Here is a 14,951-nt window from a genome sequence, read left to right as displayed (position 1 = left end):
CCTATGCGCCGAGCCCGGTAAAAATGGGCGCTGGCGACACGCTGTCTATTTAACAGCAAAGCCGCAGGCTACTCAAATCAGCGCGTCCGGCGGCACTTTTGGGGGAGGATTTGCCACGGGTTGCCCGAAGTTCCGGGGCTGCGGCACAACGGCGGGTTTTGTCAGGCGCCTTGAAGTGCTGTTCGCGCTCTTCTTTCCTACGCCATTCCATTAGGTGTTTCTGAAGGGGGTATCGCTTCGCTGCGTGGGAAAATGTCCGGAGTAGGACGCTCTCCAGGGTCTGCCAAGCGTTGTTGGCTTATCCTACGTCGAGGGTCATAAAGTCGGCTGGAAAAGACCTTTGCACCTGCGTTTTTATAAGTCGACAGACAGTTGCACTTAAAGAAACCAGGATGGCAAAGGAGTGTCAGCGTTATGGTTTATGAAAGGCAGGAAGAGGGGCGATACGGTTCGCACAAGGATGTAAAGGTTGATCCGTTTGTTCGCGAGTTCGATATGGGGCTGGCCCAGCCCTTGTCCCGCTCCGTGCGATTGAATGGCTTCGCCACCTGTTTGCGGCTCGAGCAGGTTTATTGGGATATTTTGGGGGAGATGGCCCGGGTCAATGGTTGCTCGGTCAACAACCTGTTGTCTCATGTGGATCGCGAAGTTCACTTGCGTCACGGCGGGGTAAGGAACTTCAGTGGATTGGTGCGGGTTGTTTGTGTCGTGCACAGTCTCAAGGAAGGGGGTTGCATCGCAACGGCCTAGTCTGGGTGGCGAAAACAGCAGAGTGTCGGTCCGTGCAGTCTTACGGCTGCACAGGCCGCATTTAATGGATATAATCCCGCTCTTTGCCGCAAAACCCTGCGTTCGCGGTAGCAATCTGATCGCCGAGACAACCTCCATGCCGATGTACGATTATCAATGTGCTTCCTGTGGTCATCAGTTGGAAGCCATTCAAAAGATCAGCGATGCACCGCTGGTCGACTGTCCTGCCTGTCAGGCGCCAGAGCTTAAAAAGTTGCTGTCCATGCCGGGCTTCCGCCTCAGCGGCACGGGTTGGTACGAAACCGATTTCAAGACCGGTTCCAAGAAGAACCTGGCCGGCGGCGACAAAGCTGACTAAGGTCTGGAACCTGAGTTGAACGACACGCGTGCTCTTGCATCACCCGACGACTTTTTAAAGGCGGGGCTGCTGTAGGATCTCCACCGAATTTCGAATTACGAGAAGTGAAAACACGACCATGATGCGCAGCCATTATTGCGGCCAACTGAACGAAAGCCTGGACGGCCAGGAAATTACCCTTTGCGGATGGGTCCACCGTCGCCGTGACCACGGTGGGGTGATTTTCCTCGATATCCGTGATCGTGATGGTCTGGCCCAGGTCGTGTTCGATCCGGACCGTGCTGAAACCTTCGCCGCTGCCGATCGCGTGCGCAGCGAGTACGTCGTGAAGATCACCGGCAAGGTTCGCCTGCGTCCGGCCGGCGCGACCAACGCCAACATGGCGTCGGGCATGATCGAAGTCCTGGGCTACGAGCTGGAAGTACTGAACGAGTCGGAAACTCCGCCGTTCCCGCTGAACGAGTTCTCCGACGTCGGCGAAGAAACCCGCCTGCGCTATCGCTTCCTCGACCTGCGTCGCCCGGAAATGGCCGAGAAGCTGCGTCTGCGCTCGCGCATGACCACAAGCATCCGCCGCTTCCTGGACGAGAACGGCTTCCTCGACGTCGAGACGCCGATCCTGACCCGTGCCACCCCGGAAGGCGCACGCGACTACCTGGTACCGAGCCGTACTCATGCCGGTTCGTTCTTCGCCTTGCCGCAATCGCCGCAGCTGTTCAAGCAACTGCTGATGGTGGCCGGCTTCGACCGTTACTACCAGATCGCCAAGTGCTTCCGTGACGAAGACCTGCGTGCCGACCGTCAGCCGGAATTCACCCAGATCGACATCGAGACCAGCTTCCTCGATGAAAAAGAGATCATGGGCCTGACCGAACAAATGATCCGCAACCTGTTCAAGGAAGTGCTGGGCCTGGAATTCGGCGAGTTCCCGCACATGACCTTCGAAGAAGCCATGCGCCGCTACGGTTCCGACAAGCCAGACCTGCGTAACCCGCTGGAACTGGTGGACGTGGCCGATCAGCTCAAGGAAGTCGACTTCAAGGTGTTCAGCGGCCCCGCCAATGACCCTAAATGCCGTATCGCTGCCTTGCGCGTACCTGGCGGGGCGAGCATGCCGCGCAAGCAGATCGACGACTACACCAAGTTCGTCGGCATCTACGGTGCCAAGGGCCTGGCGTACATCAAGGTCAACGAGCGTGCCAAGGGCGTTGAAGGCCTGCAGTCGCCAATCGTGAAGAACATCCCTGAAGACAACCTCAACGTGATCCTCGATCGCGTCGGTGCGGTCGACGGCGATATCGTGTTCTTCGGCGCCGACAAGGCGAAGATCGTCAGCGAAGCCCTGGGCGCGCTGCGGATCAAGCTTGGCCACGACCTGGACCTGCTGACCTGCAAGTGGGCACCAATGTGGGTCGTCGACTTCCCGATGTTTGAAGAAAACGACGACGGCAGCTTCACCGCCTTGCACCACCCGTTCACCGCGCCGAAGTGCACCCCGCAAGAGCTGGAGGCCAACCCGGCTGGCGCTCTGTCCCGTGCCTACGACATGGTCTTGAACGGTACCGAACTGGGCGGCGGTTCGATCCGTATCCACCGTAAAGAGATGCAGCAGTCGGTGTTCCGTCTGTTGGGCATCAACGAAGCGGAACAGGAAGAGAAATTCGGCTTCCTGCTCGACGCCCTGAAATACGGCGCGCCACCGCACGGTGGCCTGGCCTTCGGTCTGGACCGTCTGGTCATGCTGATGACCGGCGCCCAGTCGATCCGTGAAGTGATCGCCTTCCCGAAAACCCAGAGCGCGGCGGATGTCATGACTCAGGCGCCGGGCCAGGTGGATGCCAAGGCATTGCGCGAGCTGCACATTCGTCTGCGCGAAACGCCTAAGGCCGAGTAAGGCTGACCTGAAGGGCGCATCTGTGGATGCGCCCTTTCCTTTATAGGCAGAGCAGTTCAAGATTTTTGTTTGCCGGCCGGCGCAATGCAGCGCGGCGGGCAATGTTTCAAAGAGAATTCGGAGCGAGTTATGGCAGGTCATTCCAAGTGGGCGAACATCAAGCACCGCAAAGAACGTCAGGATGCCAAGAGGGGCAAGATCTTTACCAAGTGGATTCGTGAGCTGACCGTAGCTGCCCGTCAGGGTGGTGGTGATCCAGGCTCCAATCCGCGTCTGCGCCTGGCCCTGGACAAGGCCCTGGGTGCGAACATGAGCCGCGACATCATCGATCGTGCCGTCGCCCGCGGAACCGGCGCTGCCGACACGGACGACGTGGTCGAACTGACCTACGAAGGTTACGGTCCGGGCGGCGTGGCGGTGATGGTCGAATGCATGACCGACAACCGTAATCGCACCGCAGCCGCTGTTCGTCACGCATTCAGCAAATGCGGTGGCAACCTGGGGACTGACGGTTCGGTGGCCTATCTGTTCGAGCGCAAGGGGCAGATCTCCTTCGCTGCCGGCGTTGACGAAGACGCACTGATGGAAGCCGCCATGGAAGCCGACGCCGATGACGTGGTGACCAACGAAGACGGTTCGATCGACGTTTTCACCTCGTTTGCCGGGTTCTATTCCGTGCGTAACGCACTGGAAGCGGCGGGCTTCAAGGGTGATGACGCGGAAATCGTCATGTTGCCGACCACCAGTGCCGAGCTGGATCTGGAAGGCGCCGAGAAAGTCCTCAAGCTGATCGACATGCTCGAAGACCTGGATGACGTGCAAAACGTCTATTCCAACGCGGAGATTCCGGAGTCGGTGGCCGCACAGCTCGGCTAAAGGGCAACAATGTCCCATGTGGGAGCGGGCTTGCTCGCGAAAGCGGTTTAATATTCAGCAACGATGTTGTCTGATAGTCCGCATTCGCGAGCAAGCCCGCTCCCACATTTATTTTTCGCTGAGCTGAAGATCGTGTTTTTTCTTAACCCGCAGGCGTTATGACTTTAATTCTTGGTATCGACCCCGGTTCGCGCATCACCGGTTACGGTGTGGTTCGCGATACCGGCCGTGGCTGTGAGTACGTTGCCTCCGGTTGTATCCGCACCGGTGCCGGCGAGTTGCATGAGCGACTGCAGATTGTCTACCGCGGGGTGCGGGAGATCATTCAGACTTACCACCCGGTGACCATGGGGATCGAAAAGGTGTTCATGGCCCGTAACGCCGATTCCGCCCTGAAACTGGGGCAGGCCCGTGGTGCCGCGATCGTGGCGGGAGCCGAGGAAAGCCTGGAAATTGCCGAATACACTGCAACCCAGGTCAAGCAGGCGGTCGTCGGCACCGGTGCGGCCAACAAGGAACAGGTGCAGATGATGGTCATGCACATGCTCAAACTCACCAGCAAACCGCAGATCGATGCTTCGGATGCCCTGGCCATTGCCATCTGCCACGCTCATACCCGTTCCAGTCTGTTGCCCCATGGTCTGGGAGCTGCACGCAGTCGTGGCGGGCGCCTGCGTCTCTGATAGCATCAGCAATCATTTTCATGGAGTGAGGGCATTCCGCCTGTGTTGTCGGCGGTATTCCTCGCTCTGTCAGTCGCTGGCCATGAGCTGGCCAACGCTCAAGGATTTGTAACGTGATTGGACGTTTGCGCGGCACCCTGGCTGAGAAGCAGCCTCCCCATCTGATCCTGGATGTAAATGGCCTGGGCTATGAACTTGAAGTGCCCATGACGACCCTTTACCGCTTGCCGTCGGTCGGTGAGCCGCTAACCTTGCACACGCATTTGGTCGTGCGCGAAGACGCACAGTTACTCTATGGTTTTGTCGGCAAGCGTGAACGCGACTTTTTTCGCGAATTGATCCGTCTCAATGGCGTCGGGCCGAAACTGGCCCTGGCCTTGATGTCGAGCCTGGAAGTCGACGAACTGGTTCGTTGTGTACAGTCACAGGACACGTCGGCGCTGACCAAGGTCCCGGGCGTCGGCAAGAAAACCGCCGAGCGTTTGCTGGTGGAACTCAAGGATCGCTTCAAGGCCTGGGAAACCGTACCGGCCATGTTCGCCCTGGTGCCGAACCAGCCGGATGGACCGGCCCCGGTGAACACTGCCGAGACTGACGCCGTCAGCGCCTTGATTTCCCTGGGCTACAAGCCCCAGGAAGCGAGCAAGGCGGTGTCTGCGATCAAGGAGAAAGATTTGAGCAGTGAAGACATGATCCGCCGCGCCTTGAAGGGAATGATCTAAGTGATTGAAGCTGATCGTCTGATCGCTGCCACGCACAGTCCGCGTGAGCGCGAAGAAGTCCAGGACCGAGCCATTCGCCCGGTCAGCCTGGCCGAATACATTGGCCAACCGACCGTTCGCGAGCAGATGGAATTGTTCATTCAGGCTGCGCGCGGTCGTAATGAATCCCTGGATCACACGCTGATCTTCGGGCCGCCCGGCCTGGGCAAGACCACCCTCGCCAACATCATCGCCCAGGAAATGGGCGTATCGATCAAGAGCACCTCGGGGCCGGTGCTGGAGCGCCCCGGTGACCTGGCGGCGCTGTTGACCAACCTTGAACCCCACGATGTGCTGTTTATCGACGAGATCCATCGCCTGTCGCCCATCGTTGAAGAGGTGCTGTACCCGGCCATGGAGGATTTCCAGCTCGACATCATGATCGGCGAAGGTCCGGCCGCGCGTTCGATCAAGCTGGATCTGCCACCGTTCACCCTGGTCGGCGCAACGACGCGGGCGGGTATGCTCACCAACCCGTTGCGTGACCGTTTCGGCATCGTTCAGCGTCTTGAGTTCTACAACAACGCCGACTTGTCGACGATTGTCAGTCGTTCGGCGAGCATCCTCGGTTTGCCGCTGGACCCGGAAGGCGCCTTCGAAATCGCCCGCCGTGCCCGTGGCACGCCACGGATCGCCAACAGGCTGCTGCGCCGGGTGCGTGATTTCGCCGAAGTTCGCGCCAAGGGGCATATCACCAAGCCGATTGCCGACCTGGCGCTGAACCTGCTGGACGTCGACGAACGTGGCTTCGATCACCAGGACCGGCGTCTGTTGTTGACCATGATCGAGAAGTTCGACGGCGGGCCAGTCGGGGTCGACAGCCTGGCCGCCGCCATCAGTGAAGAACGTCACACCATCGAAGACGTGCTGGAGCCTTACCTGATCCAGCAGGGCTACATCATGCGCACGCCACGGGGGCGGGTGGTGACGCGGCATGCCTACCTGCATTTCGGCTTAAACATTCCGTCACGATTGGGCGAAATGCCCGTGGTAGACGAGTTTCTTGAAGCCGCTGACGATTAATTAACATTGCGTGCTGATTTTTTCGGGCAATGTAGGGTCCCAGGACCGTACTTTCACGTGAAAGCCGCAGAACAATGAAAAACAGTTGCCATGCCGGATTGGCAACCTGAGGAGTAAGCACTAGAGTATGCGCGCGCAAAACGGGCTTGAGCCTTTCGCACATCGTTGTCGCGTTTATTACGAGGACACCGATGCGGGCGGCATCGTGTATTACGTTAATTACCTCAAGTTTATGGAACGGGCTCGAACCGAGCGGCTACGAGATCTGGGCTTTGCCCAATCGCAGCTGGCAGGGGAGGACCTGTTGTTCGTCGTGCATTCCAGCGAAGCGCGCTATCACGCGCCGGCGCGACTGGACGACGAGCTGCTGGTAAGCGCTGAAGTAATCGAATTGAACCGTGCCAGCCTGCGCTTCAAGCAGCAGGTCAGGCGAGCAACGGATAATGCACTGCTCTGCGAAGGGCAGTTTCTGGTGGCCTGTGTGCGCACTGAAAGTTTAAAACCCCGGGCCATTCCCGAAGCTCTACGAGCGGCCTTTGCCGACGTGAGCGGCGCGGGTACACACTCAAAGCAGGAGATAAAGCGTGGAAGCTAACGTCGTCGACCATTCCTCCATGTGGAGCCTGGTCAGCAATGCCAGTATCGTGGTGCAACTGGTAATGCTGATCCTGGTAGCCGCATCGGTGACCTCGTGGATCATGATCTTTCAGCGCAGCAACCTGCTGCGCGCCGGTCGACGTGCCCTGGAGAGCTTTGAAGAGCGCTTCTGGTCGGGTATCGACCTGTCCAAGCTGTACCGTCAGGCCGGCAGCAATCCGGACCCCGACTCGGGTGTCGAACAAATCTTCCGTGCCGGTTTCAAGGAATTCTCCCGTCTGCGCCAGCAGTCAGGCGTTGACCCGGAAGCGGTCATGGAAGGCGTGGCGCGTGCCATGCGCGTTGCCATTTCCCGCGAAGAAGAAAAGCTTGAGCAGAGCCTGCCCTTCCTGGCCACCGTTGGTTCCGTCAGCCCGTACATCGGTCTGTTCGGTACCGTCTGGGGGATCATGAACTCCTTCCGCGGTCTGGCGACCGCCCAGCAAGCGACCCTGGCCACTGTGGCCCCGGGTATCGCCGAAGCACTGATTGCCACCGCGATCGGTCTGTTCGCTGCCATTCCAGCCGTTATCGCTTACAACCGTTTTGCTGCGCGCAGTGAAACCCTGCTGGGCCGCTACTACACCTTCGCCGACGAGTTCCAGGCGATCCTGCACCGCAAAGTGCACACCAGCGAAGAATAAGCAGGTAATTTCCAATGGCTTTAATCGCTCGAGCTCGCAAAAAGCGCAAGCCGGTCGCCGAGATGAACGTGGTGCCTTACATCGACGTGATGTTGGTGCTGCTGGTCATCTTCATGGTGACCGCGCCGATGCTCAATCAGGGCGTGAAAGTTGATCTGCCCAAGGTTTCCAGCGAAGCCTTGCCGCAGGACAACAACACCCAGGTCCTGACCATTTCCATCAAATCCGACAAGACCTACTACTGGAACCTTGGTAGCGAAGTCGACACCGAAAAACAGCAGGATCGGGCCATGACCCTGCCGCAGATGACTGACGCGGTGACCAAGATCATTCGCGTCGGCAACGAAGGCGGCAAGCGTACCCAGGTCTTCATTCGCGGCGACAAGAGTGTCGATTACGGTTCCGTAATGGGCGCCATGGGCGGGTTGCAGAAAGCCGGGGTCGGTAATGTTGGCTTGATTACCGAGGCGCCCTGATGCAGCAACAGCGAGAGCCGTCCGCCTCGGAAAGCTACTTCTGGCCTAGTGTCTGGGCGATTGGCTTGCACGTGCTGGTGTTCGGCATGCTGTTCGTCAGCTTTGCCTTTACCCCGGAACTGCCGCCGGCCAAGCCGATTGTCCAGGCGACCTTGTACCAGCTGAAATCGAAAAGTCGGGCCACCACCCAGACCAATCAGAAGATTGCCGGTGAGGCGCAGAAATCTGCTGCGCGTCAGACCGAAGTCGAGCAGATGGAACAGAAAAAGGTCGAGCAGGAAGCGGTGAAGGCTGCGGAACAAAAGAAAGAAGAGGCGGCTCAAAAGGCCGAAGAAGCCAAGAAGGCCGACGAGGCGAAGAAAGCGGACGAGGCGAAAAAGGCTGATGAAGCCAAGAAAGCCGACGATGCGAAGAAAACCGCGGAAGCCAAGAAGGCAGAAGAGAAACAATTGGCTGATATAGCCAAGAAGAAAGCTGAAGAAGAAGCCAAGAAGGCTGCTGAAGAAGAGGCCAAGAAAGCGGCCGCTGAAGAAGCCAAGAAAAAGATCGTCGAAGACGCGAAGAAGAAAGCCGCGGAAGACGCCAAGAAGAAAGCTGAAGCTGAAGAGGCGAAGAAGAAAGTCGCCGAGGAAGCGAAGAAGAAAGCTGCTGCCGATGCTGCGAAGAAGAAATCGCAGGACGCGGCACGTAAATCCGCCGAAGACAAAAAGGCCCAGGCCCTGGCAGATTTGCTTTCAGACACGCCGCAGCGTCAGCAGGCCTTGGCCGATGAGCAGGGCGACGAAGTCGCCGGCAGTTTCGATGACCTGATTCGTGCGCGTGCAGCGGAAGGCTGGGCTCGTCCACCTTCAGCACGCAAAGGCATGACGGTCGTGTTGCAAATCGGCATGTTGCCGGACGGTACGGTGACTTCGGTCAGCGTGTCCAAGTCCAGTGGCGACGGTCCGTTTGACGCATCGGCTGTTGCAGCGGTGAAGAATATTGGACGTTTGACAGAAATGCAGGGAATGAAGCCGAGTGATTTCGCTCCGTATCGTTCATTCAAGATGACATTCACACCTGAGGATCTAGCCTTGTGAGAAACCTTCTTCGAGGAATGCTGGTCGTTATCTGCTGCATGGCAGGGATGGCGATGGCAGATGAGAAAAACATTCTGGTTACCAGCGGCAGCGATCGGGCGACCCCGATCGCAGTCGTGCCGTTCGGCTTCCAGGGCGGTAGCGTGCTGCCGGACGACATGGCGGAAATCATTGGTAACGACCTGCGCAATTCGGGTTACTACTCGCCGCTTCCAAAGCAGAACATGATCAGCCAGCCGAGCCAGGCCAGCGAAATCATCTTCCGTGACTTCAAGGCACTGGGCGCCCAGTACGTCATGGTCGGCAGCATTGTGCCGGCGGGCGGTCGCCTGCAGGTGCAATACGCACTGTTCAACGTGGCCACCGAGCAGCAAGTGCTGACCGGCAGCGTGTCCGGCGGCGTCGATCAGTTGCGCGACATGGCGCACTACATCTCCGACCAGTCGTTCGAAAAACTCACGGGTATCAAGGGTGCCTTCTCGACTCGCCTGCTGTACGTAACGGCCGAGCGTTTCTCCGAGAACAACACTCGCTACACCCTGCAACGTTCGGACTACGACGGTGCTCGCGCCGTGACCCTGCTGCAGTCGCGCGAGCCGATCCTGTCGCCGCGTTTCGCACCGGATGGCAAGCGCATCGCTTATGTCTCCTTCGAGCAGAAGCGTCCACGCATCTTCATGCAGAACATCGACACCGGTCGCCGTGAGCAGATCACCAACTTCGAAGGCCTGAACGGTGCGCCAGCCTGGTCGCCGGATGGCAATCGCCTGGCGTTCGTACTGTCGAAAGACGGCAACCCGGACATCTATGTGATGAACCTGGGTTCGCGTCAGATCAGCCGCGTCACCAACGGTCCTGGCATCAACACCGAACCGTTCTGGGGCAAGGATGGCTCGACCATCTACTTCACTTCCGACCGTGGCGGCAAACCGCAGATCTACAAGACCAGTGCCGGTGGTGGCGGTGCCGAACGCGTGACTTTCGTCGGTAACTACAACGCCAACCCTAAACTGTCGGCTGATGAAAAGACGCTTGTCATGATTCACCGTCAGGATGGCTTCACCAATTTCAAGGTGGCGGCCCAGGATTTGCAGCGCGGTAGTGTAAAAATCCTCACTGATAGCACTCTGGACGAGTCGCCTACTGTCGCGCCCAACGGCACCATGGTAATCTACGCCACCCGCCAGCAGGGCCGGGGAGTCTTGATGCTCGTGTCCATCAATGGACGCGTAAGGCTCCCGCTTCCTACCGCACAAGGCGAAGTCAGAGAACCTTCCTGGTCCCCTTACCTGAACTGACGCGGCGCTATACGTTGTACTTAACACACTGGGGTTCATTAGGAGTTTCACGATGGAAATGCTGAAGTTTGGTAAATTTGCTGCGCTGGCACTGGCCATGGCTGTAGCTGTAGGTTGCTCGTCCAAAGGCGGCGACAATGCCGGTGAAGGCGCGGTAGATCCAAACGCTGGTTACGGCGCAAACACTGGTGCAGTTGACGGCTCCCTGAGCGAAGAAGCTGCTCTGCGCGCTATCACCACTTTCTACTTCGAATACGACAGCTCGGACCTGAAGCCAGAAGCCATGCGCGCTCTGGACGTTCACGCCAAAGACCTGAAAGCAAACGGCGCTCGCGTTGTTCTGGAAGGCAACACCGACGAACGTGGTACTCGTGAGTACAACATGGCACTGGGCGAGCGTCGTGCGAAAGCCGTTCAGCGCTACCTGGTACTGCAAGGTGTTTCCCCAGCTCAGCTGGAACTGGTTTCCTACGGCGAAGAGCGTCCAGTTGCTACCGGCAACGACGAGCAGTCCTGGGCTCAAAACCGTCGCGTCGAACTGCGTAAGTAATTCGTCATGCGAACGTGCCGTCGTGCTGTAACTGTTCTGGCTCTCAGCCTCGCGCCGCTTGCGGTGTGGGCTGCGGTTCCTGTGGTCGATAACGACTCCGGCTATAACAATAGCGGGAGCAGTTATCCGCCTGCAGGTTACGGTACGAACGGCGCCTATGCCGGGGGAGGGGTTTCGGCCCCTGTCTCGGCACAGGGCGAGCTGTTCAACCAACTGCAATCAATGCAGCAACAGATTGAACGCCAGCAAGGTGCGATTGAAGTTCTGCAAAATGATGTAGCGCGCATGAAGCAGGAAAACCTGGAGCGATATCAGGATCTTGATCGGCGCATAGGAACCGGCGTTGCACCAGCCGCGACTCCTGAAAATTCTTCCACCGGTGGCGATTTGAACGTCCCCGGTGCAGCAGCAGGTGCAGGGGCAGCTGCCGCCCAGACACCGGCCGCAGGTAGCGAACCGGCGGATCCGGCGAAGGAAAAGCTCTACTACGATGCTGCCTTCGACCTGATCAAAGCCAAGGATTTCGACAAGGCCAGTCAGGCTTTTGCCGCATTCCTGCGCAAATACCCGAACAGCCAGTACGCGGGCAACGCCCAATACTGGTTGGGCGAAGTGAACCTGGCCAAAGGCGATCTGCAAGGCGCAGGTCAGGCATTTGCCAAGGTTTCGCAGTTGTACCCCAAGCACGCCAAAGTGCCGGACTCGCTGTACAAGCTCGCTGATGTAGAGCGCCGCTTGGGGCATACCGACCGAGTCAAAGGCATTCTGCAGCAGGTGGTTTCCCAATATCCGGGCACTTCCGCCGCTCAGTTGGCCCAGCGCGATCTGCAAAAAATGTAAGCCTGCTTGACCCGTTTCAAAGAAACCCGCGCTTGTCGCGGGTTTTTTCGTTAGAATTCACGCCCTTTTTATGAAACACGCTTTTGGGGGCCTGCGCTTTGCCGGGGTTCCTTCAAGTGCCTGACGGAGGCGGACAGCCTGTTTAGCTGTTACGCCCGTGGCGACTATGCAAGACACATTGAGAATCACCGAAGTTTTCTACTCGTTGCAGGGTGAAACGCGGACTGCCGGCCTGCCCACTGTTTTTGTGCGCCTGACCGGTTGCCCTCTGCGTTGCCAATACTGCGACAGTGCCTACGCGTTCACCGGCGGGACCATTCGCACGCTCGACGACATCCTCGAGCAGGTCGCAGGGTTTCGCCCGCGTTACGTCTGCGTCACGGGCGGCGAGCCCCTGGCACAGCCCAACGCCATTCCCTTGCTTAAGCGCTTGTGTGACGCCGGTTACGAAGTGTCACTGGAAACCAGTGGCTCCATCGATATCTCGGCAGTAGATTCCCGGGTCAGTCGCGTTGTCGACCTGAAAACCCCGGGTTCGAAGGAAGCGCACCGCAACCGCTACGAAAACATTGAGCTGCTCACGCCCAACGATCAGGTGAAGTTTGTCATCTGTTCGCGAGAGGACTATGACTGGTCTGTTTCCAAGCTGATCCAGTACGGTCTGGACCAGCGCGCCGGTGAAGTCCTGTTCTCGCCAAGTCACCATGATCTCAATGCCCGGGATCTGGCGGACTGGGTGGTGGCGGACAACCTGCCAGTGCGTTTGCAATTGCAGCTGCATAAATATCTATGGAATGACGAGCCGGGGCGCTGAAATGACTGAACAACTCAATACTGCTGAAAAACGTGCGGTCATCCTGCTGTCCGGTGGCCTGGACTCGGCGACCGTCGTGGCCATGGCGCGCGCCGAAGGCTACAGCTGCTACACCATGAGCTTCGACTACGGCCAGCGCTCTCACGCCGAACTGTACGCCGCCGAGCGTGTGGCGCGGGACCTGGGTGTGGTCGAGCACAAGGTGATCGGCCTGAACCTGAACGGCATGGGCGGCTCGGCCCTGACCGACAGCAGCATCGATATTCCAGAGGAGCTCGGTGAAGGCATTCCCGTGACTTACGTGCCTGCGCGTAACACGGTGTTCCTGTCCCTGGCCCTGGGCTGGGCAGAAGTACTCGGCGCACGGGACATCTTCATCGGTGTCAACGCCGTGGATTACTCCGGTTACCCGGACTGCCGTCCCGAGTTCATCGAGTCGTTCGAGCGCATGGCCAACCTGGCAACCAAAGCCGGTGTTGAAGGCAATGGCTTCCGTATTCAGGCACCGCTGCAAAACCTCAGCAAGGCGCAGATCGTCCAGGCGGGCGTGAAGCTTGGCGTGAACTACGGGCTGACCGTTTCCTGCTATCAGGCCGACGATGAAGGCCGTGCGTGCGGCAAGTGCGACAGCTGCCGACTGCGTGCGGAAGGCTTTGCAGCGGCCGGAATCAGCGATCCAACCCCTTATTTTTGATTTATTTCAAAATAGGTGTTGAATAGTCCTTAAAAATCAGTATTATACGCGCCACCACACAGCGGGTCGTTAGCTCAGTTGGTAGAGCAGTTGGCTTTTAACCAATTGGTCGTAGGTTCGAATCCCACACGACCCACCATTTTTGGCGGTTTAGAAAATCCGGAAGGCCCACGCAAGTGAGGATTTCCGGATTTTTTTTTGCCCGCGATTCAGGTCCGCCTCGTTGCGGGCTGCTGCCCATGACGCAGATCAGAATCACCTTTTGCATCCATCGGATATTCTGTAGCCTTGCGCAGCTTCAACGCTGTCCGTGCCTGATGAATACTCACTTTCCCGGCGGTACCCCGTAGGGTCCGGAGCCGGGTGTATACTCGACTTTCGCGCGAATGCGCCTGCAGGTCTTGCGAACATGACGCAAATTTCCGAACGCCTTCTGGTTCAAGCCCACCTCGACGCCAAACAGCCCAAGCCGCTGACTGCCGATGAAGAGGCTTATTACCGTGCTGCCATCGCTGCCGAGCTCAAGGCTCAGGACGCGGTGCTGGTGGCCCACTTCTATTGTGACCCTGTCATTCAGGCGCTGGCCGAAGAGACAGGCGGTTGTGTTTCCGACTCGCTGGAAATGGCCCGTTTCGGCAACGCCCATCCGGCCAAGACCGTGGTCGTCGCCGGCGTGAAGTTCATGGGTGAGACTGCCAAGATCCTCAACCCGGAAAAACGCGTGCTGATGCCGACGCTCGAAGCAACCTGTTCGCTCGACCTGGGTTGCCCTGTGGACGAATTTTCTGCGTTCTGCGATCAACACCCGGAGCGCACGGTGGTGGTGTACGCCAACACTTCGGCTGCGGTAAAGGCCCGAGCGGATTGGGTGGTGACTTCAAGCTGTGCGCTGGAGATCGTCGAAAGCCTGATGGACAACGGCGAGACCATCATCTGGGGCCCGGACAAGCACCTGGGGACCTACATCCAGCGCCAGACCGGTGCCGACATGCTGCTGTGGGACGGTGCCTGCATCGTTCACGAAGAGTTCAAGTCCAAGCAGCTTGAAGACATGAAGGCGCTGTACCCGGATGCGGCGATTCTGGTGCACCCGGAGTCGCCGACCTCGGTGATCGAGTTGGCGGACGCCGTGGGCTCCACCAGTCAGTTGATCGCGGCGGCACAGAGCCTGCCGAACAAGACACTGATCGTTGCGACCGACCGCGGCATTTTCTACAAGATGCAGCAGTTGTGCCCGGACAAGGTCTTTATCGAAGCCCCAACGGCGGGTAACGGCGCGGCGTGCCGCAGTTGTGCACATTGCCCGTGGATGGCCATGAACACCCTTGAGCGCACGCTCAAGGCGTTGAAGGAAGGGGCGAACGAGATCTTTGTCGATCCGGCACTGATCCCGCAGGCGATTCGGCCGCTCAAGCGCATGCTCGATTTCACCCAGGCGGCGCGGATGAAGCTGGCCGGTAACGCCTGAGATCATCTGTCAGCTGGTAGCAAAAACTGTGGGAGCGGGCTTGCTCGCGAAGGCGTAGTGTCAGGCAGCATTGATATCAGCTGACACCACGCCTTCGCGAGCAAGCC

General features: G+C 58.5%; 17 protein-coding genes and 1 tRNA gene. All 18 read left to right on the top strand.

The window, feature by feature from the left end:
- The first annotated feature begins 414 nt into the window (after positions 1–414).
- Positions 415–750, top strand: a complete 336-nt coding sequence (locus KGA98_RS25015) for a ribbon-helix-helix domain-containing protein (protein WP_090457447.1) — start codon at positions 415–417, stop codon at positions 748–750.
- A gap of 136 nt (positions 751–886) precedes the next feature.
- Positions 887–1,108 carry an FmdB family zinc ribbon protein gene (locus tag KGA98_RS25010; protein WP_032829812.1) on the top strand — a complete coding sequence of 74 codons (222 nt, stop codon included), beginning with the start codon at positions 887–889 and terminating at the stop codon, positions 1,106–1,108.
- A gap of 118 nt (positions 1,109–1,226) precedes the next feature.
- On the top strand, positions 1,227–3,002 hold the full coding sequence (gene aspS, locus KGA98_RS25005; protein WP_007995642.1) for an aspartate--tRNA ligase: 1,776 nt from the start codon (positions 1,227–1,229) through the stop codon (positions 3,000–3,002).
- Between the two features lie 129 nt (positions 3,003–3,131).
- Positions 3,132–3,878, top strand: a complete 747-nt coding sequence (locus KGA98_RS25000) for a YebC/PmpR family DNA-binding transcriptional regulator (RefSeq protein ID WP_007995641.1) — start codon at positions 3,132–3,134, stop codon at positions 3,876–3,878.
- A gap of 158 nt (positions 3,879–4,036) precedes the next feature.
- Entirely contained in the window at positions 4,037–4,561 is a 525-nt protein-coding gene (ruvC, locus tag KGA98_RS24995) for a crossover junction endodeoxyribonuclease RuvC (protein WP_008015799.1), read from the top strand.
- 113 nt (positions 4,562–4,674) lie between these two features.
- Positions 4,675–5,283 carry a Holliday junction branch migration protein RuvA gene (gene ruvA, locus KGA98_RS24990; RefSeq protein WP_008052450.1) on the top strand — a complete coding sequence of 203 codons (609 nt, stop codon included), beginning with the start codon at positions 4,675–4,677 and terminating at the stop codon, positions 5,281–5,283.
- Positions 5,284–6,345 (top strand): Holliday junction branch migration DNA helicase RuvB, encoded by a 1,062-nt coding sequence (ruvB, locus tag KGA98_RS24985; protein WP_057713517.1) that lies wholly within the window; start codon positions 5,284–5,286, stop codon positions 6,343–6,345. It begins immediately after the preceding gene.
- A gap of 127 nt (positions 6,346–6,472) precedes the next feature.
- The gene (gene ybgC / locus KGA98_RS24980) at positions 6,473–6,940 is read left to right on the top strand and encodes a tol-pal system-associated acyl-CoA thioesterase (protein ID WP_057713518.1); all 468 of its coding nucleotides are present in this window, start codon (positions 6,473–6,475) and stop codon (positions 6,938–6,940) included.
- Positions 6,930–7,625: a protein TolQ gene (gene tolQ / locus KGA98_RS24975; RefSeq protein ID WP_007897030.1), complete on the top strand. Its 696-nt coding sequence runs from the start codon at positions 6,930–6,932 to the stop codon at positions 7,623–7,625. Before ybgC ends, tolQ begins: the two co-directional genes overlap by 11 nt.
- A gap of 23 nt (positions 7,626–7,648) precedes the next feature.
- A complete protein-coding gene (gene tolR / locus KGA98_RS24970) occupies positions 7,649–8,101 on the top strand; it encodes a protein TolR (RefSeq protein WP_162135951.1) in 453 nt (150 codons plus the stop codon).
- The gene (tolA, locus tag KGA98_RS24965; protein WP_056726036.1) at positions 8,101–9,180 is read left to right on the top strand and encodes a cell envelope integrity protein TolA; all 1,080 of its coding nucleotides are present in this window, start codon (positions 8,101–8,103) and stop codon (positions 9,178–9,180) included. Before tolR ends, tolA begins: the two co-directional genes overlap by 1 nt.
- 17 nt (positions 9,181–9,197) lie before the next feature.
- Complete coding sequence (tolB, locus tag KGA98_RS24960; RefSeq protein WP_167362903.1) at positions 9,198–10,478, top strand: Tol-Pal system beta propeller repeat protein TolB; 1,281 nt, start codon at positions 9,198–9,200, stop codon at positions 10,476–10,478.
- 52 nt (positions 10,479–10,530) lie between these two features.
- Entirely contained in the window at positions 10,531–11,028 is a 498-nt protein-coding gene (pal, locus tag KGA98_RS24955) for a peptidoglycan-associated lipoprotein Pal (protein ID WP_003178634.1), read from the top strand.
- 6 nt (positions 11,029–11,034) lie between these two features.
- Positions 11,035–11,868 carry a tol-pal system protein YbgF gene (ybgF, locus tag KGA98_RS24950; protein ID WP_223504277.1) on the top strand — a complete coding sequence of 278 codons (834 nt, stop codon included), beginning with the start codon at positions 11,035–11,037 and terminating at the stop codon, positions 11,866–11,868.
- 166 nt (positions 11,869–12,034) lie between these two features.
- Complete coding sequence (gene queE, locus KGA98_RS24945) at positions 12,035–12,682, top strand: 7-carboxy-7-deazaguanine synthase QueE (RefSeq protein WP_007995628.1); 648 nt, start codon at positions 12,035–12,037, stop codon at positions 12,680–12,682.
- A 1-nt stretch (position 12,683) separates the two neighbouring features.
- A complete protein-coding gene (gene queC / locus KGA98_RS24940; RefSeq protein ID WP_090457445.1) occupies positions 12,684–13,376 on the top strand; it encodes a 7-cyano-7-deazaguanine synthase QueC in 693 nt (230 codons plus the stop codon).
- Between the two features lie 63 nt (positions 13,377–13,439).
- A tRNA-Lys gene (locus KGA98_RS24935) sits at positions 13,440–13,515 on the top strand.
- A 270-nt stretch (positions 13,516–13,785) separates the two neighbouring features.
- Positions 13,786–14,844 (top strand): quinolinate synthase NadA, encoded by a 1,059-nt coding sequence (nadA, locus tag KGA98_RS24930; RefSeq protein ID WP_007995624.1) that lies wholly within the window; start codon positions 13,786–13,788, stop codon positions 14,842–14,844.
- The last annotated feature ends 107 nt before the right edge of the window (positions 14,845–14,951 follow it).

It is taken from the genome of Pseudomonas sp. BF-R-24, from assembly GCF_019947335.1.
In the GTDB taxonomy this organism is placed as follows: domain Bacteria; phylum Pseudomonadota; class Gammaproteobacteria; order Pseudomonadales; family Pseudomonadaceae; genus Aquipseudomonas; species Aquipseudomonas jessenii.
Note: the sequence above shows the minus strand (reverse complement) of the source record. Positions and strands in the feature narration are given on the sequence as shown.

Coding starts and splice junctions, on each gene's coding strand:
- tolB (WP_167362903.1), top strand. CDS start 9,198: ATGCTGGTCGTTATCTGCTGCATGGCAGGGATGGCGATGGCAGATGAG.
- ybgF (WP_223504277.1), top strand. CDS start 11,035: ATGCGAACGTGCCGTCGTGCTGTAACTGTTCTGGCTCTCAGCCTCGCG.
- queE (WP_007995628.1), top strand. CDS start 12,035: ATGCAAGACACATTGAGAATCACCGAAGTTTTCTACTCGTTGCAGGGT.
- nadA (WP_007995624.1), top strand. CDS start 13,786: ATGACGCAAATTTCCGAACGCCTTCTGGTTCAAGCCCACCTCGACGCC.
- queC (WP_090457445.1), top strand. CDS start 12,684: ATGACTGAACAACTCAATACTGCTGAAAAACGTGCGGTCATCCTGCTG.
- KGA98_RS25010 (WP_032829812.1), top strand. CDS start 887: ATGCCGATGTACGATTATCAATGTGCTTCCTGTGGTCATCAGTTGGAA.
- ruvC (WP_008015799.1), top strand. CDS start 4,037: ATGACTTTAATTCTTGGTATCGACCCCGGTTCGCGCATCACCGGTTAC.
- ybgC (WP_057713518.1), top strand. CDS start 6,473: ATGCGCGCGCAAAACGGGCTTGAGCCTTTCGCACATCGTTGTCGCGTT.
- tolA (WP_056726036.1), top strand. CDS start 8,101: ATGCAGCAACAGCGAGAGCCGTCCGCCTCGGAAAGCTACTTCTGGCCT.
- KGA98_RS25015 (WP_090457447.1), top strand. CDS start 415: ATGGTTTATGAAAGGCAGGAAGAGGGGCGATACGGTTCGCACAAGGAT.
- KGA98_RS25000 (WP_007995641.1), top strand. CDS start 3,132: ATGGCAGGTCATTCCAAGTGGGCGAACATCAAGCACCGCAAAGAACGT.
- pal (WP_003178634.1), top strand. CDS start 10,531: ATGGAAATGCTGAAGTTTGGTAAATTTGCTGCGCTGGCACTGGCCATG.
- aspS (WP_007995642.1), top strand. CDS start 1,227: ATGATGCGCAGCCATTATTGCGGCCAACTGAACGAAAGCCTGGACGGC.